Raw genomic sequence first — 23,307 nt, forward strand, 5'->3', positions numbered from 1 at the left:
TTTTTATTTATCCACAATAAAGCCTTGGAAGACTTCTATAAAATGCTCGGAAAGGAAATCAAGTTGAGTTTGCGTTTCTACCCTTGACGCAATTGTGGTGATTCCTAAATTGTGTGCTGTGCGAGAAATCGACGTTAAGGTGAATTTTTGCTTTTCATCGTCGAGATGGTGAGTAAATAGATAATCGAGTTTCACGTATTTTGGACGGTACTCGTTGATGTAGTCTAATGATTGGAAATTCCGGCCATAGTTATCGACACCAAAGTCTGCGCCGGCTGCTCTTATGGCATTACAAAATAGCGCCGTATGGTGAGGGGCGTTGAGGAATGCGTTTTCCGGTATTTCAAAGTGTAGGTTCTCACAGATAGAGCGATGCTTCGCCAGAGTCTGAGTGACCCAACGAATAAAACTGGGTTGAGAAAGGCTGCTTTGAGCGATATTAATGGCTAATGGTTCGGCTATCTCTCCCGTTTCGAGCTTGCGAATCATCGTTTCAATAACATATTCATCAAAAATATGGCTGGCATTGAGTTGGTCGAGTGCAAATAAGTATTGGTTAGCGCTGTAGCGTTTACCATCGTGCTCAATCGCTGAAAAAACTTCGCGGTGGAAAGTTTGTCCCCAGCTATTATTGGCTGACTGCAAACGGAAACTGAACCAATCGTTATGGATAGCTTCTTCAACCAATGCTTTCCATTGCTGTTTACCCATCACAGTTTGTTTGGTTTCACTGCTGACAAAGCCGTAAATCAGCTCTGGATTTGCAGTTGCAATGGCTAACGCGTTGTCGAGCAAGGAAAGTAACTGCGTTGAAGATTTTGGTTCTTTATTATGAACAACACCTAAAGAGACTTTGGCTGATGCCATGCCAGTCGGGTCGGCTAGAGTGTCTTGCACAAAATTCATAATACTATCGGCGATGATTTTGAGTTCACTCTCTTCCATGTTGGGCAAAATAAAGCCAAACTCTTCGGTAGAAATGCGTGCCAGAGTCACATCAGGTGAAGTAATCGACACTTTTAGATGCTCAGCCAAATGGCGCACCATACCATCGCCTGCTTCATAACCCTTTTCTTCGTAAAGCTCTTTAATAAACTCTGCTTGCAAAATAGCAGCGCCACCTATGGCACTTTCTGATAGCCAACTACTGAGTTGACTCATGTAATAGGCGCGGTTGCCAAGTTGAGAAACTGGGTCAATATAAGCACGCTCACGCAGTTGCTGCGCTTCTTGCGCCTGAGCTTTGAACGCTTTTTCAACCTGCGCTGACATGCTATTGATACCATCAACTACATAAATCAGATCTTTGGTCGCTGGCCGCGGTAGCGGTTCACCAAAATGGTTGCGTGCGACTTGCTCCATTTTTTCGACAATCATCTGTAGCGGGCGTAAAGCGCGCTTCAGAATGAAAGCGATGGCGGCAAGGCCAATCACAAAAATAGCGCTAAATGCGATAAGTAGCCGAATCAGCGCCTTCCATAATTGCGCATAGGCCTCGCCAGGGTGGCTGACAATTTCGACTTCAGCAAGCTGCATCCAACCACTGGTTACAACGCGTTGATCATGGATCGGTGCAAACAGGTGTAAATTGGTAAACCATTGCGGAACGTTATTGGGTTTTACAGGGTAAGATCGCAGAATCTCTTCGTCATCGTCTAGAAAAATCAATCGTACGACTGAGTAAGAGCTGCCATCAAACAAGGCATTGATAACCGACTCAACCGCAATCTTATCTTTCTTCTCCAAATAAGGTGCCAGCGCCAAACCGACGGTGTTGATGGTGTTGTTGACTTCAGAGCGCTGCTGCTGCTCTAAGTTGTTGCGGGTCGTATTGAATTCAATAATAAAGACTGAAGTCATCAGCATAATGAAGACGGCAATCATTCCCGCGACAAGTTGTTTATATAGCGTCATATTACTTACTCATCGTAACTTACAATTGGTTTATTCAATTTTAGCGAGCGTTCCCGTTCACGTAAGTCATTCCAAAGACTTAATCGTGAAGAGTCTCCTGCAAGCTGGCCATTTTTGGATTTCATTAGCCATAAATTTTTACCGTTAAAGCTGTAGATCGGTAACAGATCACGGCGTGTTGATGCTGGCTTAATCTCAGGGTTTATATTGTCTAAAATTAAGGGCTCGGCATTGGGTGTTGAATAGTACGCAAGAACCATATGAAACTGATTTAATTCAATGGCTTTAACATACACGAGGCGCAACTTTTTATCATCGATACCCAGTTCAAGCAGGGAGAAGTACTTCGCAATTGTGAAATCTTCGCAATCCCCTGCGTTGCTTCCTAGAAACTCAAGTGGTGTCGCCCAGTAGTCATTTTTCCCCCATAAATCGATATCATTAACAAAGTACAGCTGATTGAAAAATCGATTTATTTCGGTCAATTTGTCACGTTCGGGAGCATTTTGGTGCTTGGCAATTTCTTTGCGCCATGTTTCGACGCGTTTTCCCGCTCTTGTGCCATAGGTAAGCGCGACCGCATCGACCCACTGCTGCTCTTTGGTGTTGAGCGCTTGGGGGGATGAGGGCATAAATAGCAATAAAACCAGTGGCAGCCAAAACTTCATCAAAAACCGTCAATCATGAATATATTAAAAAGCATAAGTGAACCTTATTCTCTTAGCGCATTTTTTTGTGCACTGAGTATGGGCTTTAGTAGATAATCCATCACGGTTCGTTTACCCGTAATAATATCAACAGAGGCCGTCATTCCTGAGATGATAGGCAGGTTAGCATCATGCCCTAAGCTGGTTTGATTGGTCCTTACTCGGACTAAATAATAGCTTTTGCCTTCTTCATCTTGAGTTGTGTCGGCACTGATATGCTCAAGTGTCCCTTCCAAGCCGCCATATTTGGTGAAATCATAGGCGCTGAATTTTACGATGGCGGGCAACTCTGGTCTTAAGAAGGCGATGTCTTGTGGGGCAATTTGCGCTTCAACAAGCAAGGTATCCTCTGTTGGGATTACTTCAACAATATCCATACCGGGCTGGATAACACCGCCAACGGTGTTGACGTAAAGCGTCTTAATCGTTCCTGTCACAGGCGATAGCACAACAGTGCGATTTACCTTATCTTCAAGCCCAACGGCTGATTCTGTGATTGCTGAAAGTCTATCTTGGGCTTCGTTCAGTTTGTCTTGCTGCTGTGAGCGAAACTTTTGAGCCGCATCAATACGGTTGAGCACCGCTTCGCGAATCGCTGATTTTAATACTGGGATGTTAAGCTCGCTGGTGGTCATTTCACGGCGAGTATCGTTTACTTGGCGCTGTAGTTTCAGCAGCTCAATTCGTGGCACGACACCTTCGTCTGCTAAAGGTCTAGTGATCTCAAGCTCTTTATTCGCAAAATCATAACTTTGGCGTAAATTTTTCACGCGCGCTTGTATTTCAACCAACTCTTGTAGTTTCTGTTTGACTTGTTGATCTAAAAGAGAAAGTTGGTTGCGTAAGTTATTAAGATCTTGCCGGTAGGCGGCCCTTTGTCTATTAACTAAATCGGGTTGGTTGTCTGTTAACAGCGGTGGAAAGGCGAGTTTGTTATAGTCAATTTTGACGCTATTTTGCCAGTTGTCATCATCAATTTCTTCGTTAATCATCACGCTAGTAATGGAAGCGGATAGCTGTAGAACACTGGCGGTAAGGTTAGCGACTTGTTGTTCACGTTCGCGGTAGTCTGAGCGGAAACGAGTGTCATCAATCAATAACAGTTGTTGGCCTTTTTGCACTCGTTCACCTTCGCGAACCAATATCTGTTTGACTAAGCCTCCTTCCAAGTTTTGAACCACTTGAACTTGCGATGACGGAACGACTTTGCCTTGTCCAACTGTCACTTTGTCGACCTGTGCCCATGAGGCCCAGACGATGGCTAAGAGGAAAAAACAGACCATAACCCAGAGCATCACACGTGCACTGTTGGGCGTGTTCAGTAGCAGAGCCGCCGTTTTGTCGTCTACGTACTCCAATTCTGTCGAAGAGAGTTTGTTATAACTCTTGTTGCTCATCGCTTATCCTTTGCGCCTAATCGTAGTGTATTTCCCTTTTCTACTTAAAGCTGTAGAGGGAGGCTACAACTGTAAGTTGTTTGGGTATAGTTGCTTGATTTTATTACTTGTCTAGCAAAATGTTAAGGATTTGCCACTCATCATGAGATTACTATTCACCATTTGAATTGATTGTACTTCCTATTGCGTACGTTCTACAGAGTTTAGCTGTGAATTACTGATTTTGTTGAACCTTAGCACTCTTGAGTTATGACGATGATAGGCGCACAATCGTCAAAAATTTCATAAGGAGCAGAGATGGAACTTTCAGACATCCGCCGCGAATACATAAAAGGCGGTTTAAGACGCAAAGATTTGCTTTCAAATCCCATTGAGCAGTTTAACCTTTGGCTGCAACAGGCCATTGATGCCGGTCTTACCGATCCCACAGCGATGACAGTGGCAACGGTTGATGAAAATGGACAACCTTTCCAACGTATAGTGCTATTAAAAAATGTCGAAAAAGACAGTTTTGTTTTCTACACCAATTTAGGCAGTCGCAAAGCACAGCATATTGAACACAACAATAAAGTCAGCTTGCACTTTCCTTGGCACCCATTAGAGAGACAAGTGCACATCACAGGAACGGCTGAAAAATTGTCGGCTTTTGAAAACATGAAATATTTTACTTCTCGTCCTAAAGATAGCCAAATTGCCGCGATAGCGAGCCGCCAGAGCAGCCGTATCTCAGCTCGTGGTATTTTGGAAGGTAAATACTTGGAGTTAAAAAAGAAATTTGAACAAGGTGAGATCCCAGTTCCGAGTTTTTGGGGAGGATATCGCGTTAAAGTTGAATCGATAGAATTTTGGCAAGGTGGTGAGCATCGTTTGCATGATCGCTTCTTGTTTACGCAACACGATCAACAGTGGGACGCTGAACGTTTAGCGCCATAAGGCCTGCTTGTTAAAAGTCAGTCGCAATGAATGCCTCATCTATATGGGGCATTCACTATTGAGTACCACGGATAATTGCGTTTTGAGCAAGGTCTTGGGGATGCTTGAGCCATAACCTTGGTCTAGAGCCATATCGATAAGTTGCTCTTTACTGTGGGCTGCAAATTTATGTCGCAATTTTGCTTCATAGCCTTCCACTGTTTTTATCGAAATCTTCATCACCCGAGCAATGTGTTTGGGCTTTTTTCCGTAAAGCAGAAGAAAAAGAACTTCAGATTCTCTTGTGGTTAGGGGCCCGGAAATGGGTTCTAGAACACCTGTGGAATGCTGTGTGGTCGTTAAACCTGTTGCTCGGCATATCCAATGGCCTACTTCCAAAATAGCGGTATCAGTTAGCTCTTGCCCGAAAAAAATTGTACCTTGAACCTCACCTTGTGCGTTGAACCATGGGGTTTTAGTGAAAATATGAGCGCGCCAAGAACCGTCAGCATAGGGGTGGATATCCAGCACTTTTAACGGTTTTTTTGTGGAGATTACACATCGATCTTGTTGCTGGAATTCTGCGGCGCAAGCGGTTGTCGGGCTTGGCATTTCAAAGTCAGTTAATCCAATGCACTGTTTTGCATCACTAACACCAATTAATTTGCCATAAGCATTGTTTGCGTAAACAAAAACCGAATTAAGATCTTTGCAACCCCAATATCCCGGAAGCTGTTGAAACAATGAAATTTGTTCTGCGCTGAGGAAATTGACCATAGCGGGTTCTCCTAACAATGATATTGATATAATACCAATGGCATGGCGGGTTGTAATCCATAGCGGCATTTGAACATAAAAAAAGCCAGCCTGAAGAAGGGCTGGCATAAATACAAGAATTGCTTCTTGTCGACGTGCAGAAGAGGTTCTATGAATGCTGCGAGGGTGTTGCAAATTCATAGGGATACCACATGGATATCAAATATCAAACGTGTTTGATATTCAACACCACTTTAGACGACGAGAGTGCAATAACAAAGGGGGGAATTCCCCCCTTTGTTATATAAATGGCTGAGCTAGTTCAGCTTACCTAAAGTTCCCTAATGACCCTGAAGCCAACATAATTTGCAGAAGTAGCAGGAGCAATAAACAAATTACCATAAGCCGCCGCTGTTGCAGGGGAGAAGCTCCATGCTCCACCTTTTGCTTGACCTCTTGAGTCATTTGTCCATTCCCACACGTTACCGACAACATCATAAAGGCCTAGGCCATTGGGAGCGAAAGACTTCACAGGAGAGGTACTTTTATTTGACCAAGGTGTACCACTCCAGCCAGTATTCGCTTTCCCAGTTCCGAAATCATCTCCCCACCAATAGTCTGTTTGTGTACCAGCGCGAGCGGCAATTTCCCACTCTTCTTCTGTCGGCAAACGGTATTTATAGCCAGTTTCCTTACTTAGCCAGCGAGTGTAGGCCTTCGCATCATTTTGGCTAATACACACCACTGGCGAGTTGCTCAACTGCTTAAAACCAGGGTCGCGCCAATAGCTACCTGCAATCGGAGTAATTTCAGATTCGGCGACTGCTGTGCACAGTTTTTGTAGCTCAGCATCAGTTTGGTAGGTGGTTTGATTCACAAAGGTTTCAAATTGACCCACAGTTACGGGGGTTGAACCAATTGCGAAAGCATGATCAAGGAAAACTTGTTTCGATGCGTGCTCGCCAATCAAATATTCGCCTGAGATCAAAGTGACTAACTCAGGAGCTTTAATATCCCCTTTGAGGGAATCAGCAAATTTATGTCCAGGTTTAAGTAGGTTGTCTTTTTCTCGTAGGTTCGCTCTTAATGTATGATCTGAGGTGATTTTCAGCTCTTGATTAAATGAGTAATACCCTTCTTTCTCAATCGTAATCATGTGCGGTCCCACTGGAAGCATCACTTCGACGGGAGTACTGCCATAGTTCACATTATCGATAGAGACTTTATCACTGTATTGGTTCGAGCGAATCGATAGGGTAACCCAAGCAATTTCTTTCTGTTTTTCTGTATTGGCTGAGTATTCGCCTGGAGCGAAACAGTATTGTGATTCGACATTCAACAACCGACATGGTGTGTTTTCATCCGGTCTTGCATCAAGTTGAACATCTAGTACGGCTTTGTACTTATTGCCATTGTAGAAACCTGAATCTACGGTTTTATGGCGCAGTACATGAATATTAAAAGAGACATTGGCCAAATGTTGTTGGACGAGCTTGGCCTCACTTGTGGCCTCTATTAACTTGGTTTGATACTGGTTTACCGCTTTCTGGAGCGCTAAGTCAGTGGTCTGTTTCGAGCATTGAGCCAATGTCATATCGGCACTACAAGCGTTAGTAAAGCTAACTTTCTCGGTGCTACTCTGTTTGAGTTCATCTCTTAAGCGCTCAACTCGCGCGCGTAATTTATGCTGTTCTAGCTCATTGATATTTTTGCTGACCGTGTTCTGCTCGGCCCTTTTTTGTGCCAGCAGTGCTTCTGACTCTTGGCGTTTTTGCTCAGCTTCTAAACGGTTTTTTTGATTCTGCTTTACATTAGCCCAAGCTGCTTGGTAGGCATTTTGTGAAGGCATGATGTCCAGTTCAGGATCATCAATCATTTTCATGTAATCGCGTTCTAAGTCAGTTTTTGCTTTTGCAAGTGCCTTATCAAAGAGTTGGGCTTGCTTTGTTAGCCTGTCTAACTCACTGTTGTGGTTGTTCACAACCACTTGTTGTTCATGGGTGGCCTTCTGGGCTGCCTGTAATTCGGACTGTTTAGTAAACAACGCATCATCAATGGCAATTACTGAGGAAGGCGTTCCTTCTGCCATCGTCGATGTTGCCACTAAGCAAGGCGAAAGTGCTAATAAGAGAGCGGGTAAACCTTGTCGCATTATTATCTACTTCAGTTAAGTTATTAGTTCATTGTGTCTATTCTAAACGAAAACACCATTTTGTCTGAAGTCATCTTTCAATAACTTAATGACAAAATGGCGTTTTAACCGCATCTTTGTGAATTACGACAGAAAAACAGAGTTTTTTTGAGGTAATTAACCCTCTTTATTCGGTCTTAGCTTTATCCAAACCGTATCATTGCCGTTAATTGTTAATACCCGGTTGTAGGTTTCGTAGCCATCTTTAGAGACGGTAACTTGGTGGCGGCCATTGGGCAAAACAATCTCAACAGGTGTACTGCCGTAGTTAATACCGTTGATGGTTACGGCATCGTTGTATTGATCCGACCTTACGGTCACATTTGCCCACTGTTTGTCATTTTTTTGCGTACCTTCAGACACGCCGCCTTTCAAACAGTATCGAGTTGACACGTTAAGCAGTTTACACGCAGCCACCGCTTCTGGTTTCGCTTGAAGCTGAGCTTGCATTTGGGTGAAGTATTCGTTGTTGCCTTCAAAACCACTGCGAATAATTTGGCTATCTTGTACATGGATATTAAGTTCCACGCCTTTCAGATTTTGCTTGGCAATGACCGATTCGGTTAGGTCATCAAGCAACTTGGCCCGAAACGTTTTTACCGCTTTTTGTTTGGTAAGGTGCTGTCCCTGATTTGAACACTCACCGAGTGTCATTGTCGTTGAACAGGTGGTTTTATAGCCAGTTTCAAGAACACTACTTTCACGCAGTTCGGCTTCGAGACGTTTGACCCTAGCTTCAATGCGCGACTCTTCGAGGTTCGCATACTCATTACTGAGACGAGCTTGCTTCTGTTTGATTTGAGACAAGCGCATTTCAACTTCGGTCATCGCTTGATTATTCTCAAGGCCTTCAGCTTGGTTCTGCTTCACTGATGCCCATGTTTCTTGGTACTTCTTTTGAAACGAGGCTAAATCTGTGTCTGGATCATCTAAAAGACGGCTATATTGTTTGTCCAAAGCAGACTTGGCTCGATTGCGTTTAGCATCAAGTTCTTCACTTTCTCGTTTAATACGAACATGTTCATTTTTAAGTTGTTGAAGCTTGGCTCCCTCTGCTTCGTATTCTGCAGAAATCGCGTCGATTTCCGTCTGTTTAGTAGTCATTTTTTCATCGATAGCGGTGACAGGATCTACCTGAATAACTTCTTCCGCGTACACCGATGCAGATACCCAAAAAGGGCTTAGCGCAAGCAATAGCGCTGGGATGCGACGTGTGATCATAGGTCCCTGCAACAAATTAACGTTTAACCACAAAAGTGGGAAAGACAAACTTTTGACAGCTTTAATGGATAAGCTGTATTCATAATGCAAAATTTATTCCGAACAATAGCAAAATTCACTTAAATCTATTACTAGGTGACTGATTTTGTAAATTTTATAATTGTGCATCTTCATTTTGAGCCTAATAGCGAAATATGCAAGTCTCTATTTTCGATCTATTTAGGGGTTTTGGGATTGAACACACATTGACCGTAATTTATGTGCACTTGATCATTGTTCCGTTTTGAAAAATCGATCTCATTTCACCCCTAAGCTTAAGCTTCATATGCACTTTGATGTTTAATTTTTAAAAAAATACAGCTTTGTTTTCGCTCCTGATAGTTTTGTTATAACATCAGCTTCTAACCTCAACCATGATGCAGCAATATGAGTGACTTTTCTTCGGCTAAGCTATCTAACTATCAACAAAATGACAAAGTTTTGTCGCCTAGGCCGGCAGAGTTAGTGACATTACCCTCGTACATGGAGTGTCATGATCATAGTTATACCCAAGTCGTTATCGGATTAAAAGGCCAAGCTGAGTTTGAAGTACAGGGTGTAGGCAATTTGGTGGGGCCGGGGCAAGGTTGTGTCGTTACCTCTGGAACTGGCCATGCGTTTGGTGGTGTCGTTGGGCAGTCGGATATCTTAGTGCTTAACCTTCCAATCTCCTGTGGAGATGACCCTTTGCTTCTACAAAAAATGAATGAGTTGTCGAATGCGGATATTTACTTTCAGCTGGATGGGCAAATCCAAAAGCTGATCCAATTGCTAGTTAAAGAGATGCAATCGAGTCCTGATGATTTACTGTTGAGCCGTGCCTGCAATGACACCGTTATGGCATTACTGCAACGCCATATTTCTGTATTTGAAACGCATCGCAAAGAATCTCGTTTTGATCTTGAAGCGATTGATCGTTATATCGATCTGCACCTTGGTCGTAAAATTTCAGTCGCTCAATTAGCGGGCCGCGTTTATTTAGGTGAAAGCCAATTTCATATGTTGTTCAAAGAGCAAATGGGGATCACGCCTCATCAATATTTGTTAGGTAAACGAATTGATATGGCAAAAGATTTGATTGAGCAAGGTTGTTTGAGTTTTGGTCAAATTGCGGAATTAACAGGCTTTTCTGGACAAAGTACCTTCACTCATTCATTTACTCGCTTGCAAGGTATTTCTCCATCGCAATACCGAAAATTGTGTCGTCGCTAATTCTTTATATCCCTGCCTCTTTTTTGTTTGTAATTCCCACATCATTTTTATATTGCTTGCCTTGACCTATCGGCAACACGTGCATCTTTGGTTAAATTTTGGAAACAATGTTGCTATTTTCTGCTTTGTGCATGATGTCAATTGATGTGATTGTGTTTTTATTTTGTTAATAGCCAGAGTTTTTAGCAAAAAACTCGGAGTTTTTGACAAGTATTCTTCTCGCGCTCAAAATACACTGCCAGCCATTGCAGGAAACCCGACCTTTTTCGGGAGTGAGATTGAGGAAAACGCATGTTTACAGCAACAGATGTGTTGAATGCAGATTTTATCGAGCAACCGCTTGATAAGCTGTGGTCGCTGATCTCTCCACTTTATATGGTGGACGAATCTCAATGGCTGAAGCAGTTATTACCGCTGGCAACAGCTACAGAATCAGAAAAATCGGCGATATTAAATAAAACAACCCAGTTAATCGAAGCGATCCGAGCCGACAAAAAAGCGGTGCAAATGATCGATGCCTTATTACTTGAGTACAGTTTAGATACGCAAGAAGGTATTTTGTTGATGTGTTTGGCTGAAGCTCTGATGCGCATTCCCGATGCGGAAACCGCGGATGCTTTTATTAAAGATCGCCTCAGCGTTGCGGATTGGAAATCTCATCTGAAAAATTCTGACTCTGTCTTTGTCAATGCGTCCACGTGGGGGTTGATGCTGACTGGTAAAGTGATTGGCCTTGCTGATGTGGATACGACTAGTCCAACGCAGGCGGTTAATCGTCTAGTGAATAAGCTTTCTGAGCCAGTGATTCGTAAGGCTATGCACCAAGCGATGAAGGTGATGGGCCACCAATTTGTGCTAGGCCGAACCATTGAAGAAGCACAAAAAAATGGCCGTCCTATGCGTGATAAAGGCTATACCTATTCATTTGATATGCTCGGTGAAGCGGCGTTAACCACGGCCGATGCCAATAAATATTTCAAAGATTATTTGATGGCGATTGAGGCGGTTGGCCGCGAGAAATATGGCTTATCAACCAGCCCGGCACCGTCCGTATCAATCAAGCTTTCTGCATTGCATCCGCGTTATGAGGTGGCTAATCAAGAGCGCGTGCTGAGCGAGCTTTATAGCACACTGCTACAGCTTTTAGCCCGTGCTATCGAGCTGGATGTGGCGATCACTATTGATGCAGAAGAAGCAGACCGTTTAGAGCTGTCATTAAAGCTATTTGAAAAGATATATCGCAGTGAGCCCGTGAAAGGGTGGGGGAAATTTGGTTTAGTTGTACAAGCTTACTCTAAGCGCGCTTTACCCGTTTTAGTTTGGCTTAATGGGTTGGCGAAACAGCAAGGTGATGTGATCCCACTGCGTTTAGTCAAAGGGGCGTATTGGGATAGCGAAGTGAAGTGGTCTCAGCAAAGTGGCTACAGCAACTATCCGGTATACACACGTAAAGAAGCTACTGATGTAGCCTATTTGGCTTGCGCTCGTTTTCTTTTAAGCGAGGGTGTTCGTGGTCATATTTTCCCTCAATTTGCCAGTCATAATGCACAAACCGTGACCGCGATTGCGGTGATGTCACAACACAAAGATTTTGAGTTCCAGCGTCTGCATGGCATGGGTGATGCTCTTTATCATCATGCAATGAAAGCCTATCAACAATCGGTGCGAATTTATGCTCCAGTAGGTAGTCATAAAGACTTACTGCCTTATTTAGTTCGTAGATTGCTTGAAAATGGTGCGAACAGTTCGTTTGTGCATCGTTTAGTTGATGCTCGTTGTCCTATTGATACGTTAACGCAACATCCCGTCGATATGTTGCTCTCGTTTGATTCTTTACCAAATACCAAAATCCCTTTGCCACCGCATATCTTTGCCGAGCGCGTTAATTCCTATGGTGTCAATATTGATATTGAAAGTGAGGCAACGCCTTTTGAAGCGAAAGTAGAATGTTGGCTCAGTAAACAGTGGCATGCTTCTCCTATCATCAATGGTGTTGCTCAGTTCGAAAGCATGATCAAGGTAGGGGCATCGCTGGAAGTTGTGACTGCGCCGTATGACCGTAGGAAGCATGTTGGACAAGTGGTATTTGCCAACCTTGATCATGTTTCCGAAGCTATCTCAATAGCGGAGCAATCCTTTGCTGCTTGGAAGCAAGAAGAGCACAGTGTTCGCGCGGGCAAACTTGATAAACTTGCTGATTTACTCGAAGAGAACTTGGCTGAACTGGTCGCCATTTGTCATCACGAAGCAGGGAAAACCATTCACGATAGCATTGATGAAGTCCGCGAAGCGGTAGATTTTTGTCGCTATTACGCCAAACAAGTTTCCGCGTTAACACCCTTTGAAGTGACGAGTTTTGATAATGAAAAGCGTAAAGTGAGTCGTGAAGGTCGTGGTGTTTTCGTGTGTATTAGCCCATGGAACTTCCCTCTTGCGATTTTTCTTGGGCAAATCACGGCAGCGTTAGTTGCGGGTAATACGGTCGTTGCCAAACCCGCAGAACAAACCAGTTTGATTGCTTCGCGTGCCGTGGAACTGATGTTGGAAGCTGGCTTTCCTGCTGGCGTTATCCAATTGTTACCCGGACGTGGTGCAGAAATTGGCAGTGCGCTGACTTCTCACCCTGCCATTGCAGGTGTCGCGTTCACTGGATCAACAGCGACCGCGCAACGTATCAATCAAGCTCTTGCTCAACGTGACGCCGCGCCAGTGCCGTTGATTGCAGAAACGGGTGGGCAAAATGCGATGATCGTTGATAGTACGGCTTTACCCGAGCAAGTGGTCAGAGATGTGATTCGTTCTGCCTTTGCTTCGGCCGGGCAGCGCTGCTCTGCATTACGAGTGCTATTTGTTCAACAGGATATTGCCGATCGCATCATCAGCTTGATTCATGGTGCGATGAATGAGCTCAAGATTGGTCTTCCTTACCTCCACAGTACCGATGTCGGCCCTGTTATTGATGAAAAAGCCAAACAAAAGTTGCTCTCTCACATTGAACAGATGACCAAGACACAGACCAAAGTTGCGCAATTAGAACTCAGTTCGGAGTGCCAACACGGCGATTTTGTACCGCCAGCGGCTTTTGAAATTTCAGATATTCACTGCTTAACCGAAGAACAATTTGGGCCGATCTTACATATCGTGCGTTTTAAATCGCGTGAGCTGGCCGATGTCGTGCAGCAAATTAATCAAACTGGTTTTGGTTTAACCATGGGGATCCATAGCCGCAATGAAACGACGTATCGTTGGATAGAAAAACACGCCCGAGTAGGTAACTGTTACATCAACCGTGATCAAGTGGGTGCGGTGGTGGGCGTGCAACCATTTGGTGGGCAGGGGCTTTCTGGTACCGGACCAAAGGCAGGTGGCCCACATTACTTATACCGTTTTACTCAAACTGAATTTTCTCAGTAATAAAGGCTCAGGAGAATTAGCATGGTTCATCAAGTAACACGTTTTTCTGACGCTTTTTCAGCATGGGAAAATTGGAATATCACCGATTTTGATTCTAAATGTGAGTGCTTACTTTCATTTAAAAATCTACTAGAAAGCGCTATGCCACAACTGGCAACAGTGATTTCTTACCATCTTCATCAGGCATCGGCGCTGTTGGCGCATTCGCATCAATTGATCGGTCCTACTGGAGAAACCAATGAGCTATACACCGCAGGTCGGGGCGTGGCTGTGATCATCCAAGGTGAACACAGTGATAAAGCGCAACAGGCGGTGGCAGCTCAGCTTTGTGCCGCTCTTGTGGCAGGCAATAGCGTCGTCTTATGTAGTGACGATGCGATGTTGATTCGAACACTGCAAGCGGCATTTGAGCAGTCAACACTCCCTACTAATCTCATTCAGTTTACGTCTTTTGATGCTTATCATCCGTTGATGGCGTCGGACGTTCGAAGTGTAGGTTACGTTGGGAACACTTCGGTTGAGCGTAGCCTCAACCGTCAGCTAGCTGATCGTAATGGTGCGATTGTCAGCCTAGTTTCTGAAACGGACTTGAGCGCGATCCCCGTGGCTCATGATCCTCACTTATCGTTGCGCTTTATTACCGAGCGTACTCGCACAATAAATATAACAGCAGTGGGTGGTAATGCGACCTTGCTTGAGCTTGGTAGCGAAACCCATTAATCCTTTCTGTTTTATCCTCTTCTTCGGAAGAGGACATGGAAGGCGATCTTTTAAAGAGGACAAACACAATGGAAAATAGCTTTGCTATTACAACCACCTTTATCCTGTATCTTATTTTGATGCTGGCTATTGGTGTGGTTGCATACCTTCGAACGAAGAACTCCGCAGATTATTTCTTAGGAGGGCGATCACTGGGCCCTTGGCCTGCGGCTTTATCGGCGGGTGCATCTGATATGAGCGGTTGGTTATTGCTCGGTTTACCTGGTTACGCGTACGCCGCTGGTATTGAGGCTTTCTGGCTAGCGGGTGGCTTATTATTGGGCACATGGGCTAACTGGTTAGTGAATGCTAAGCGCTTGCGCACTTATAGCATCACGACAGATTCATTAACATTACCTGAATTTTTATCACGCCGTTTTAATGATAAATCTAAACTGATTCAAACCATTTCAGCCTTCTTTATTTTGCTGTTCTTCCTCTTTTATACCAGTTCTGGCCTTGTGGCTGGCGGTAAACTATTTGAAACGGTATTTGGTTTAGATTATTCAACCGCAGTTATTATTGGCACCATTTGTGTGGTCTCCTACACACTGTTTGGTGGATTTTTAGCCGTTTCTTGGACTGACTTAGTGCAAGGCCTATTGATGGCCGCGGCATTAATGATTGTGCCCATCGCGGCAATCAACGGTGGTTTGGGTCAACTGAGTCAAGATCTATCCGCAATAAACCCAGAGCTACTGACGCTGTGGCATGATGTGAAAGGTGAGCCGTTAACGGGCGTTGCCATTATCTCATTAATGGCATGGGGGCTTGGTTATTTTGGTCAACCCCATATTTTGGCGCGTTTTAAAGCTTCCCGCTCAAATAAAGATCTCACCACTGCACGTCGTATTGCGGTCATTTGGACCGGTTTATCCATGGCGGGAGCCTTGTTGGTTGGCTTAGTTGGGCTTGTTTATGTGACGAACACAGGTTCGCTGGAGCTGGCAGATGGTGAAAAAATCTTCATGCTGCTAGTGAATGCGATTTTCCATCCAGTTATTGCAGGTATTTTGCTTGCGGCTATTCTTGCGGCAATTATGAGTACCGCTGACTCGCAATTATTAGTTTCTTCCTCTGCGTTAGCGGAAGATTTTTATAAGCAAGTCATCAAGCAAGATGCAACGTCGGAGGAGATAGTTCGTGTTGGCCGCTTTGCAGTGATTCTAATTTCTATCGTTGCGTTAGTGCTGGCCATGACACCAGATAGTTCCGTGCTCGGCTTAGTTTCGTATGCATGGGCGGGCTTTGGCGCCGCATTTGGCCCTGCAGTGGTATTGAGCCTTTATTGGTCTCGAATGAACCGCAATGGTGCACTAGCCGGCATTATTGTTGGTGGCGTGACAATTGTGGTTTGGAAACAACTGTCTGGCGGTTGGTTTGATGTGTATGAAATTGTTCCTGGGATCATTTTCTCTGTACTTGCGATCGTTGTGGTGAGCTTAGCGACAGCTGAACCCGAAGAGAGCGTGAGAGCACAGCACGTGACCTTTAAAAAGCAGCTGGTTGAACTAGATTGACATTCATACCGTTGTTCAATAACTAGCCCCTTTCTGAGGGGCTTTTTTGTACAGGTTAGATTGTGTAGTGTGCTTAGCAGAAAATAAGGAGATTGGGATGGACGTTTTTTGAAGATAGCTCACGAAACACACACTAAAGTTTGAGAAAAATGAACCTGTAGGCGCAAAATGTGTCAATTATCAATAATGATGCAAATTGTAGGGATTATTGGACCATGTCAAAAGCTTATTGCACCTGTTGTCGTAAAGAGACACCACATAAAGTCGTGATGAAGCGCTGTCAGTCAGAACCTTGTTCAACGTGGCAAGGTGTTCAAAAGTTTTTTGCGCTCATTATACAAGGTGAACCTCATTACAAAATGGAAAAGCAAGGTTTTTGCCGAGTATGTAATCACCCATCAACATTAAGCCATACTGACTTCTCACGCGTCCGCGTTCTCTAAATACTTCCAGCACTGCGCTAAGTTTTTGGCGTAGTGCGCTTCTCGCTCAAAAGATAATTTTGCTTTTATTCGGCTGACTAAGTTTGATTTAGCGCACATTCACGTGCCGTTCTATTGCACGAGTGTCAAGTATTGGGAACTTAGGCAAAGTAATAATCCATAGTTGTAATACTCTCAAGCCCATTACTTTGGTGAACAAGCTTCAAGGAGCATTGCAATGCAATTGAGTTTAAAGAGAAAAATGGTGTTCTCTGTGGTTGCTGCTATTACATTGACAGCCGCTGCATTGGTTATGGTTGGCTATCAAACCTTTAAAACCGACAGCTGGAGAGCGATTGAGAGTGAAGCGCGTAATACATTACAGGCTCATGCAAAAGGGATTGGTGACTGGTTTAATGGTAAACAAAAAACGCTGCTAGGATTAAAAAACGAAATCGAGCGTAATCCACAATTAGACATTGTTCCTCACCTACGCCAAACCTTGGAGTCTGGTGAATTTGGGCTGAGTTATTACGGTAATGAACAGGGCGATATGATCCGCAATGACGGATCGCGTAACCAAAATGGTTATGATCCTCGTGAGCGTGGTTGGTATAAAGAAGCCAAAGTCGCGGGTAAACCGATCACAACCGCCCCCTACGTCAGCGTTACCATGCAAACCTTAGTGGTGACATTGGCAGAACCTGTCCGTCAAAATGGCCAACTGATTGGCGTCGCCGCTTCCAATTTAGCTTTGGGTAAATTGATCAAGGACGTCTTAGCTATTGAGGTTCCCGGGAAGGGCAATGCTATTTTGGTGAATACCAAGGGGCTAATTGTTGCCCATCCCAATCAAGAGCTTATTTTAAAACCTACCCAAGAAATGGCCTCACAACTGACCATTCAAAGCATATCAGAGGCGGCAAATTCTCAATTACCACTCTTTGTTGATATTGATGGTCAGGCCAAAGTATTGATGGCGCAAAGTATTGAACATACCGACTGGCTGTTGGTTATGGTGATGGACAAAACGGTTCTTGAACAGCCACTCAATGACATGCTATTGAAACAGAGTTTGATTGGCTTGATGATTTTAGTGATCTTGGCATTAGCGACCTCATGGTTCGTCGCTCGTCAGTTGAATGAGTTGAGTAATATTGCTCAAGCTTTGTCAGATATCGCCGAAGGTGATGGCGATTTAACCCGTCGTTTAGCCGTTCGCAGTGACGATGAAGTCGGTATCTTAGCGGATAAGTTCAATAAATTTGTCGATCGCATCCATGTCATGGTGCAAAGCGTGCGTGATGTTTCCGTTTCCCTTAACCAAGGAGCGACACAGGCTGCGAGCTCAGCCAGTCAACGTAGTGAACGGATTCGTACTCAACAAGATGAAATTACTATGGTTGCAACTGCGGTAACTGAAATGGCGTCTGCGACCGCTGAAATCGCGGGCAATGCTGATAATACCGCTAAAAATGCCAATGAATCGGTTGAGCTTGGTGCACAAGGCTATCGCCAGATGCAGCAAAGCAAACAGTCAATCAATCAGTTAGCACAAGAGCTTAGCAGTGCTGTGGGCATCATTGGTGAATTAGAAGTGCACGCTAATGAGATTTCAACCATTCTGTCGACCATTCGTTCGATTGCAGAGCAGACAAATTTGTTGGCCTTGAATGCGGCGATTGAAGCGGCGCGCGCCGGAGAGCAAGGTCGTGGCTTTGCGGTTGTAGCTGATGAAGTCCGAGTGCTTTCTCAGCGTACTCACGCCTCTACCGAGGAGATTCAGTCTAAAATTTCCGGTTTGCAAAAGGTAACGACCAATGCTGTTTCTGTCATGACGGAAAGCCATAAACTGGTCGAAACAAGTGTGCAAGATGTGAACCATACAGGAGAAAGCTTACACGCAATCAGCGAAGCCATTCAGATGATCAGTGATATGGCGACACAAATTGCATCAGCAGCAGAAGAGCAATCTTTGGTGACAGCGGATATTAATGGCAACACCGAATCGGTACGTGAAGTCAGCGACCAACTCGCCAGTGATGCGCAAAATGCAGTGCAACAAGCTCATGAAATGCACCGTTTAGCGAATGAGTTAGATAAAGAAATTTCTCGCTTCAAACTGTAATCATCTCAACATACTCAAAGTAAAGAGGCGATAAATAGATTACAACCAAGAAAGTGGGTGCTTGCTCACTTTCTTTTCCTTTTTTCTCCTCAGTCTTTTTATTCTAACGTTCCCCTATTCTATGTGATTTATATCACAATGCCTTGTGATGATAGGTTGGTTTAACGCTGTAAGCCATTATTGTATGCCATATCACTTCTTTTGAGAGCGCCGTGCAAAACCATGAGCCTAGACCGCATCGACCAACAGATTTTACGTATTTTGCACAGTAAAGGACGGCTTCCCGTTGTTGAGCTGGCAAAGTTGGTGAATTTAACCACATCTCCTTGTTCTGATCGTGTTAAACGCTTAGAAAAGGAAGGGTATATCAAAGGCTACCATGCAGAACTGTGCCCAGAAAAGTTAGGTCTGGATGTACAAGTGTTCATTCATATTCGATTGGATCAAACCAGTTTCTCTATTTTTGAGCGTTTTTCACAAGCAGTGGCGGACATTCCAGAAATTGAAGCATGTTATTCATTGTCCGGTGATTTTGACACCATGATCAAAGTGAGGGTGAAAGATATGAAAGCCTACCAAAGTTTTATGTCTGGCAAGTTGGGGACATTGCCGGGAGTGATTCAAACGCGCAGTGAATTTGTGATTGAAGAACATAAAGCCAGCTTTGGCATTAATCCTGAGCTCATTTCCAAGACGCTGCCTTAGCTGCGAATGAGGTGAAATACGGTGCAAGAAACAGAACAGCAACAGCCCTTAACTAAAGACGTTACGACACTTTTTACTAGGTTAAAACAGCAGACAATAGCAGAGCCGTATCCTAGCCTTGAGCAAAGACGTATTTGGTTGCAGCGCTTAAAAACCGCGTTACTCAGTGAACAGGCCGCGCTCGTTGAGGCTTTAAATCGGGATTATGGTTATCGGAGTCGCTTTGATAGTACGGTTTGCGATCTGCTACCGGCCGTTTCACACATTAATTACACGCTAAAACACCTCAAATCGTGGACAAAATCGCAATCGCGTCATGCAGGTTGGCTATTACTGCCGTCGACAGTGAGCGTTCACTATCAACCCTTGGGTCTTGTGGGGGTGATTGTACCTTGGAATTTTCCTATCGTGCTCAGTATGGCTCCATTAGTCACCGCATTGGCAGCAGGTAATCGCGCTATGGTCAAATTGAGCGAACATACGCCTTGCACCAACCAAGTGTTGATGCGTATTTTTGCGACGGTCGATGAAGCGGTTGATACTGTAGAAGGTGGGGCTGACGTTGCCGCACAGTTCAGTGCGTTACCCTTTGATCATCTGTTATTTACGGGGTCAACACCGGTAGGTAAATTGGTTGCCCAAGCGGCTGCGAAAAACCTAACACCAGTAACGTTAGAGCTTGGCGGGAAATCCCCCGTGATCATTGCACCTGATGCTGACCTTGCGCGTAGCGTTGATAACATCATGCTTGGCAAAGCCATCAATGCAGGGCAGATCTGTGTTGCTCCTGATTATGTTTTACTGCCGGAAGGCAAACAACAAGCCTTTGTGGAGCTCTATCTGCAACGCTTTAAGCGCTATTTTTCCACTAAAGATGGCTATGATACGTCACATATTATTAATCAAACCCAGTTTGATAGGCTGCAACAATACTTAGACGATGCTAAACAAAAAGGGGCCACATTGCATCCCGTAGAAGGCGATGCAAAAGCGGGAACGTATCAATTTTTGCCTTGCTTAGTGACGAATTTGAAGGTTGATATGTTGTTATCCCAACATGAGATATTTGGCCCCATATTGCCGGTATTGAGCTATCACAGTTTGGATGAAGCGATAGCTTATATCAACGCTCGCCCACGTCCGTTAGCTTTATATTTAATGAGTGATGATCACGAGGTGATCAAACAGGTTAGTACACAAACGCATAGTGGTGGCCTAGCGGTGAACGATACTCTGTTACATGTGGCCGCCGATGATGCCCCCTTTGGCGGTATTGGCGATTCTGGGGTTGGGCACTATCACGGGATTGAAGGTTTTAAGACCTTTTCACACGCCAAAACCGTATTGTTTTCTAAGCGTTGGTTGCCACGTAGCCAGTGGATGCTGCGTTATCGTTTAGTGATGCTGGCAATATTACGCAGGCTATTTATTCGCTAATCAATGGACCACACATTTTTAATATCAGGCCATCCCCAGTTGGTCAGTGCAACGTCTTTGAGCACACCCTGAAAACGTAATGTTTGCTTATGGTGGAACAAAGGGACGAGGCAGTATTCGTTGATCAAACTCGATGCTAGCGGTTCCAACGCGATAAGGTAGTGTGTCAATGGTGTCGTTGATCGAATGTCGATTAACGCTTTGAGCAGCCATTGGCTCTCTGCGGGGCCAATGCAATGGTGCAACATTGGGTTGCCAAATAAATGGCTAAATGCACTGAAATGCCGATTGTCATCTAAATTAATATTGGTGATAACTATGGTTTCGTACAATTTACCTTGCTGGGCCAGAAAATTCAATTCTCGGTAGGAGTAAATGTTGACGGCAGCAGCCAGCCCCATCTCCTCTAAAATATGTTTCACACCGAAGGCGCAATGAATCAGTACCGTGTAGTCATAGACGGCAATCGATATTTGATTTGGCAGGCTTGCTTTGGGCGCTGGTGGTCGCACCACAGGTTGCCATACTGGCAGTAGGTTACTGGCAACGACTGCGTCAAACTTAGTTGGTTGTTGTGCTAAATAGTGCTCTAGTTTTTCTCCAGATATCTCGGTAGCTAGGTAGCGTTTCTGATTTTCATTGAGAGGTGAATGAGCACCTTGATTGAACAAAATAAACATGCAGCCATCTTCCACTCTTGATGACTGATTAGAGGTGATGATCGCCAGTTCTTCAACGTTACTCAGCTCTACATCGTGGTGGCAAGAGATGTTTTGTTGCTGATTTTTTTGTTTGATATGCATGCCTTGAGGGTACAACTCGTCTTCATTTAAAATCCAAATTGTGACGTGATCCGTTAAAGCTCGGCAGCCATAGAATTGGTCAAATGCGCTTAAAATGAGTTTGTGAGGTGAGTGATCTTGAACTTGAAATGGGCCACAACCTGTCACCATTGGGGAGTATGCATTGTTCACTTGGCTGGCTGGTTGAATTGAATATTTGACGCCAGAGAGCAACCCTGCAAATCCTAAATCAGATTGATTAAGAGAAAATACTACTTTTTGTGGTTGTGGTGCGCTTACATCAACCAAATGCGCGAGCTCTTTTTTGTACTCTTCCAAACTAGAGAGTTTGGCAAATAAACTCACGATCGTATTAGCATCAATCGGTGAGCCATCGTGAAACGCTAATCCGGGGCGAAGATAAAATACCCACTGAAAATGCTGCGCATCATACTCCCAGTGATGGGCTAATTCTGGATGAAAGCGTCCTTGTTCATCACACTGGATGAGGCAGCAATAGATTTGCCTGAGCAGAAATCGCTCACTACTACGCTGTATTTGATGGGGCACTAGCCGTTCAAATGGTCGTTTATACGTCAGTTGAATGTGTAAGCGACCTTCGCGAATAGATGCGCCGGAAGTACTTTGCAACAAACGCCCAAACACTACCTCATCATTATCCAGTATGGTTAAGGCTTTTTCATATTTCCCAGCCAAAATTTGCTCTTTCGCGAGCATTTGTTTGATTGTGTCTAAATCGAGGTTCAGGCGCAGTATCGAGCGTTGGTTACGTCCGACTTTGGGTTGCCACTTGAGCCAACCTTGTTGCTGCATTTTAGCCACCAGATTTCGTGCATGACGCGGTGAGGTGAATAAACATTCTGCAACCTGTGTTAACGACACTTTAATCTCTTGACCCACACCAAGCACGGTCAGGCGTGTGTAATAACGTAATAAAGTAAGATCAGACACTCGCAAATCCTCTGGATGAAAGGGAAGAGATAGGCAGTTCAGTTCTTCGCACGGCCTTGCGCTTTGCCCTCCTTGATGGTCAAGTTGTTTGAGTATAGTAGCGAATTTATGAAGAACTAAATAAGATATATTAATGTTCATTTGTTCCTCATTTATTGATTTTTAGTTTTTAAATATCGTTTTAAGGCTAATTTCGATGATATGAGGAATTAAAAAATAAAAAATTCTCAGTTTTTGTATTCCTTGTTTTGATTCACAATCAACGCATCGATAGCTGAGGAGGTGAATGATGAACGACCCCATAACGACTGACACCAAACAGCCAACACCGCTGGCGATCTATTACCGCCAGCGTTTAGAAAAATCACGTAACCCTATAGAGGTAATGGCGATTTTAGCTCTGATTCATTTATGTCACTGGTGACCATGAATAAAGGCATCTTGCATACCCTAAACTCTTGAGTTAGCTATGCTCCTGTTACCCCCAACTGCATAATTGCAGGATGCCTTTCCTTTTCGATATACATCACTTTTTCTTCGTCCTACTTTTCATCTTTATCGTAAACGACTACCATGACATCGCTTTTTTAAAGCCAATTTATATTTTAAATTCTCAGGGCGGGGTGAAATTCCCCACCGGCGGTGTGTTTGTTTTTTCAGTTGAGAAGGCAGATGAGCCCGCGAGCGCTCGATGTATCGAGGTCAGCAGATCTGGTGAAAAACCAGAGCCGACGGTTATAGTCCGGATGAGAGAGAATGAAGAGACGCCAGTTAGTTCGCTAGCTGGTGCAATTTGTTTTGGATTTGATCCCTCATAGC

General features: G+C 44.3%; 17 protein-coding genes and 1 riboswitch. Of the genes, 10 read left to right on the plus strand and 7 right to left on the minus strand.

Features of this window, described 5'->3' with window-relative positions; genetic code table 11:
* Positions 1-3: 3 nt before the first annotated feature.
* The 3 genes from AACT42_RS17300 to AACT42_RS17310 are packed head-to-tail and all read right to left on the minus strand — an operon-like array spanning position 4 to position 4,018.
* Complete coding sequence (locus AACT42_RS17300) at positions 4-1,914, minus strand: bifunctional diguanylate cyclase/phosphodiesterase (protein ID WP_013868206.1); 1,911 nt, start codon at positions 1,912-1,914, stop codon at positions 4-6.
* A gap of 5 nt (positions 1,915-1,919) precedes the next feature.
* Entirely contained in the window at positions 1,920-2,582 is a 663-nt protein-coding gene (locus AACT42_RS17305) for a transglutaminase-like cysteine peptidase (protein WP_026027195.1), read from the minus strand.
* 44 nt (positions 2,583-2,626) lie between these two features.
* Positions 2,627-4,018: an HlyD family type I secretion periplasmic adaptor subunit gene (locus AACT42_RS17310; protein ID WP_094132872.1), complete on the minus strand. Its 1,392-nt coding sequence runs from the start codon at positions 4,016-4,018 to the stop codon at positions 2,627-2,629.
* 297 nt (positions 4,019-4,315) lie between these two features.
* Between AACT42_RS17310 and pdxH the strand changes: the two genes are divergently transcribed.
* Positions 4,316-4,951: a pyridoxamine 5'-phosphate oxidase gene (gene pdxH, locus AACT42_RS17315; protein ID WP_013868203.1), complete on the plus strand. Its 636-nt coding sequence runs from the start codon at positions 4,316-4,318 to the stop codon at positions 4,949-4,951.
* A gap of 39 nt (positions 4,952-4,990) precedes the next feature.
* Here the strand turns inward: pdxH and AACT42_RS17320 are convergent, their stop codons facing one another.
* The 3 genes from AACT42_RS17320 to AACT42_RS17330 form a co-directional block, all read right to left on the minus strand.
* Positions 4,991-5,707 carry a helix-turn-helix transcriptional regulator gene (locus AACT42_RS17320; protein WP_088733577.1) on the minus strand — a complete coding sequence of 239 codons (717 nt, stop codon included), beginning with the start codon at positions 5,705-5,707 and terminating at the stop codon, positions 4,991-4,993.
* Between the two features lie 310 nt (positions 5,708-6,017).
* Positions 6,018-7,838, minus strand: coding sequence for an SUMF1/EgtB/PvdO family nonheme iron enzyme (locus tag AACT42_RS17325; protein ID WP_013868201.1), 1,821 nt, complete (start codon positions 7,836-7,838; stop codon positions 6,018-6,020).
* Between the two features lie 156 nt (positions 7,839-7,994).
* Positions 7,995-9,098 carry a PEGA domain-containing protein gene (locus AACT42_RS17330; RefSeq protein ID WP_026028446.1) on the minus strand — a complete coding sequence of 368 codons (1,104 nt, stop codon included), beginning with the start codon at positions 9,096-9,098 and terminating at the stop codon, positions 7,995-7,997.
* 426 nt (positions 9,099-9,524) lie between these two features.
* On the opposite strand from AACT42_RS17330, the gene AACT42_RS17335 reads away from it, so the two are divergent.
* From AACT42_RS17335 to AACT42_RS17370, 8 genes are all read left to right on the plus strand, one after another.
* Positions 9,525-10,349 carry an AraC family transcriptional regulator gene (locus tag AACT42_RS17335; RefSeq protein WP_017042345.1) on the plus strand — a complete coding sequence of 275 codons (825 nt, stop codon included), beginning with the start codon at positions 9,525-9,527 and terminating at the stop codon, positions 10,347-10,349.
* Between the two features lie 291 nt (positions 10,350-10,640).
* Positions 10,641-13,763, plus strand: a complete 3,123-nt coding sequence (gene putA, locus AACT42_RS17340) for a bifunctional proline dehydrogenase/L-glutamate gamma-semialdehyde dehydrogenase PutA (protein ID WP_094132871.1) — start codon at positions 10,641-10,643, stop codon at positions 13,761-13,763.
* 21 nt (positions 13,764-13,784) lie between these two features.
* A complete protein-coding gene (locus AACT42_RS17345) occupies positions 13,785-14,483 on the plus strand; it encodes a 1-pyrroline-5-carboxylate dehydrogenase (protein WP_017042347.1) in 699 nt (232 codons plus the stop codon).
* A gap of 68 nt (positions 14,484-14,551) precedes the next feature.
* Positions 14,552-16,042: a sodium/proline symporter PutP gene (gene putP / locus AACT42_RS17350; protein ID WP_017044927.1), complete on the plus strand. Its 1,491-nt coding sequence runs from the start codon at positions 14,552-14,554 to the stop codon at positions 16,040-16,042.
* Between the two features lie 215 nt (positions 16,043-16,257).
* Positions 16,258-16,485 carry a hypothetical protein gene (locus AACT42_RS17355; protein WP_013868195.1) on the plus strand — a complete coding sequence of 76 codons (228 nt, stop codon included), beginning with the start codon at positions 16,258-16,260 and terminating at the stop codon, positions 16,483-16,485.
* 217 nt (positions 16,486-16,702) lie between these two features.
* Complete coding sequence (locus AACT42_RS17360; protein ID WP_013868194.1) at positions 16,703-18,592, plus strand: methyl-accepting chemotaxis protein; 1,890 nt, start codon at positions 16,703-16,705, stop codon at positions 18,590-18,592.
* Positions 18,593-18,814: 222 nt separating this feature from the next.
* The gene (locus AACT42_RS17365) at positions 18,815-19,297 is read left to right on the plus strand and encodes an Lrp/AsnC family transcriptional regulator (protein WP_010317305.1); all 483 of its coding nucleotides are present in this window, start codon (positions 18,815-18,817) and stop codon (positions 19,295-19,297) included.
* A 21-nt stretch (positions 19,298-19,318) separates the two neighbouring features.
* On the plus strand, positions 19,319-20,734 hold the full coding sequence (locus tag AACT42_RS17370; RefSeq protein WP_094132869.1) for a coniferyl aldehyde dehydrogenase: 1,416 nt from the start codon (positions 19,319-19,321) through the stop codon (positions 20,732-20,734).
* Here the strand turns inward: AACT42_RS17370 and AACT42_RS17375 are convergent.
* Complete coding sequence (locus AACT42_RS17375; RefSeq protein ID WP_094132867.1) at positions 20,731-22,629, minus strand: SgrR family transcriptional regulator; 1,899 nt, start codon at positions 22,627-22,629, stop codon at positions 20,731-20,733. The genes AACT42_RS17370 and AACT42_RS17375 overlap by 4 nt on opposite strands.
* 145 nt (positions 22,630-22,774) lie before the next feature.
* Between AACT42_RS17375 and AACT42_RS17380 the strand changes: the two genes are divergently transcribed.
* Entirely contained in the window at positions 22,775-22,912 is a 138-nt protein-coding gene (locus AACT42_RS17380; RefSeq protein WP_013868191.1) for a hypothetical protein, read from the plus strand.
* Between the two features lie 181 nt (positions 22,913-23,093).
* Positions 23,094-23,250, plus strand: a riboswitch (FMN riboswitch).
* Positions 23,251-23,307 lie beyond the last annotated feature (57 nt).

The organism is Vibrio sp. V15_P4S5T153 (genome assembly GCF_963874485.1).
Taxonomy (GTDB): Bacteria; Pseudomonadota; Gammaproteobacteria; order Enterobacterales; family Vibrionaceae; genus Vibrio; species Vibrio anguillarum.

Excerpts from the sequence above, each read along its gene's own strand:
- AACT42_RS17330 (WP_026028446.1), bottom strand. The coding sequence starts at position 9,098 with ATGATCACACGTCGCATCCCAGCGCTATTGCTTGCGCTAAGCCCTTTT.
- AACT42_RS17355 (WP_013868195.1), top strand. The coding sequence starts at position 16,258 with ATGTCAAAAGCTTATTGCACCTGTTGTCGTAAAGAGACACCACATAAA.
- pdxH (WP_013868203.1), top strand. The coding sequence starts at position 4,316 with ATGGAACTTTCAGACATCCGCCGCGAATACATAAAAGGCGGTTTAAGA.
- AACT42_RS17380 (WP_013868191.1), top strand. The coding sequence starts at position 22,775 with ATGATGAACGACCCCATAACGACTGACACCAAACAGCCAACACCGCTG.
- AACT42_RS17325 (WP_013868201.1), bottom strand. The coding sequence starts at position 7,838 with ATGCGACAAGGTTTACCCGCTCTCTTATTAGCACTTTCGCCTTGCTTA.
- AACT42_RS17300 (WP_013868206.1), bottom strand. The coding sequence starts at position 1,914 with ATGACGCTATATAAACAACTTGTCGCGGGAATGATTGCCGTCTTCATT.
- AACT42_RS17365 (WP_010317305.1), top strand. The coding sequence starts at position 18,815 with ATGAGCCTAGACCGCATCGACCAACAGATTTTACGTATTTTGCACAGT.
- AACT42_RS17310 (WP_094132872.1), bottom strand. The coding sequence starts at position 4,018 with ATGAGCAACAAGAGTTATAACAAACTCTCTTCGACAGAATTGGAGTAC.
- AACT42_RS17375 (WP_094132867.1), bottom strand. The coding sequence starts at position 22,629 with ATGAACATTAATATATCTTATTTAGTTCTTCATAAATTCGCTACTATA.
- AACT42_RS17360 (WP_013868194.1), top strand. The coding sequence starts at position 16,703 with ATGCAATTGAGTTTAAAGAGAAAAATGGTGTTCTCTGTGGTTGCTGCT.
- putA (WP_094132871.1), top strand. The coding sequence starts at position 10,641 with ATGTTTACAGCAACAGATGTGTTGAATGCAGATTTTATCGAGCAACCG.
- AACT42_RS17335 (WP_017042345.1), top strand. The coding sequence starts at position 9,525 with ATGAGTGACTTTTCTTCGGCTAAGCTATCTAACTATCAACAAAATGAC.
- AACT42_RS17320 (WP_088733577.1), bottom strand. The coding sequence starts at position 5,707 with ATGGTCAATTTCCTCAGCGCAGAACAAATTTCATTGTTTCAACAGCTT.
- AACT42_RS17345 (WP_017042347.1), top strand. The coding sequence starts at position 13,785 with ATGGTTCATCAAGTAACACGTTTTTCTGACGCTTTTTCAGCATGGGAA.
- AACT42_RS17305 (WP_026027195.1), bottom strand. The coding sequence starts at position 2,582 with ATGAAGTTTTGGCTGCCACTGGTTTTATTGCTATTTATGCCCTCATCC.
- putP (WP_017044927.1), top strand. The coding sequence starts at position 14,552 with ATGGAAAATAGCTTTGCTATTACAACCACCTTTATCCTGTATCTTATT.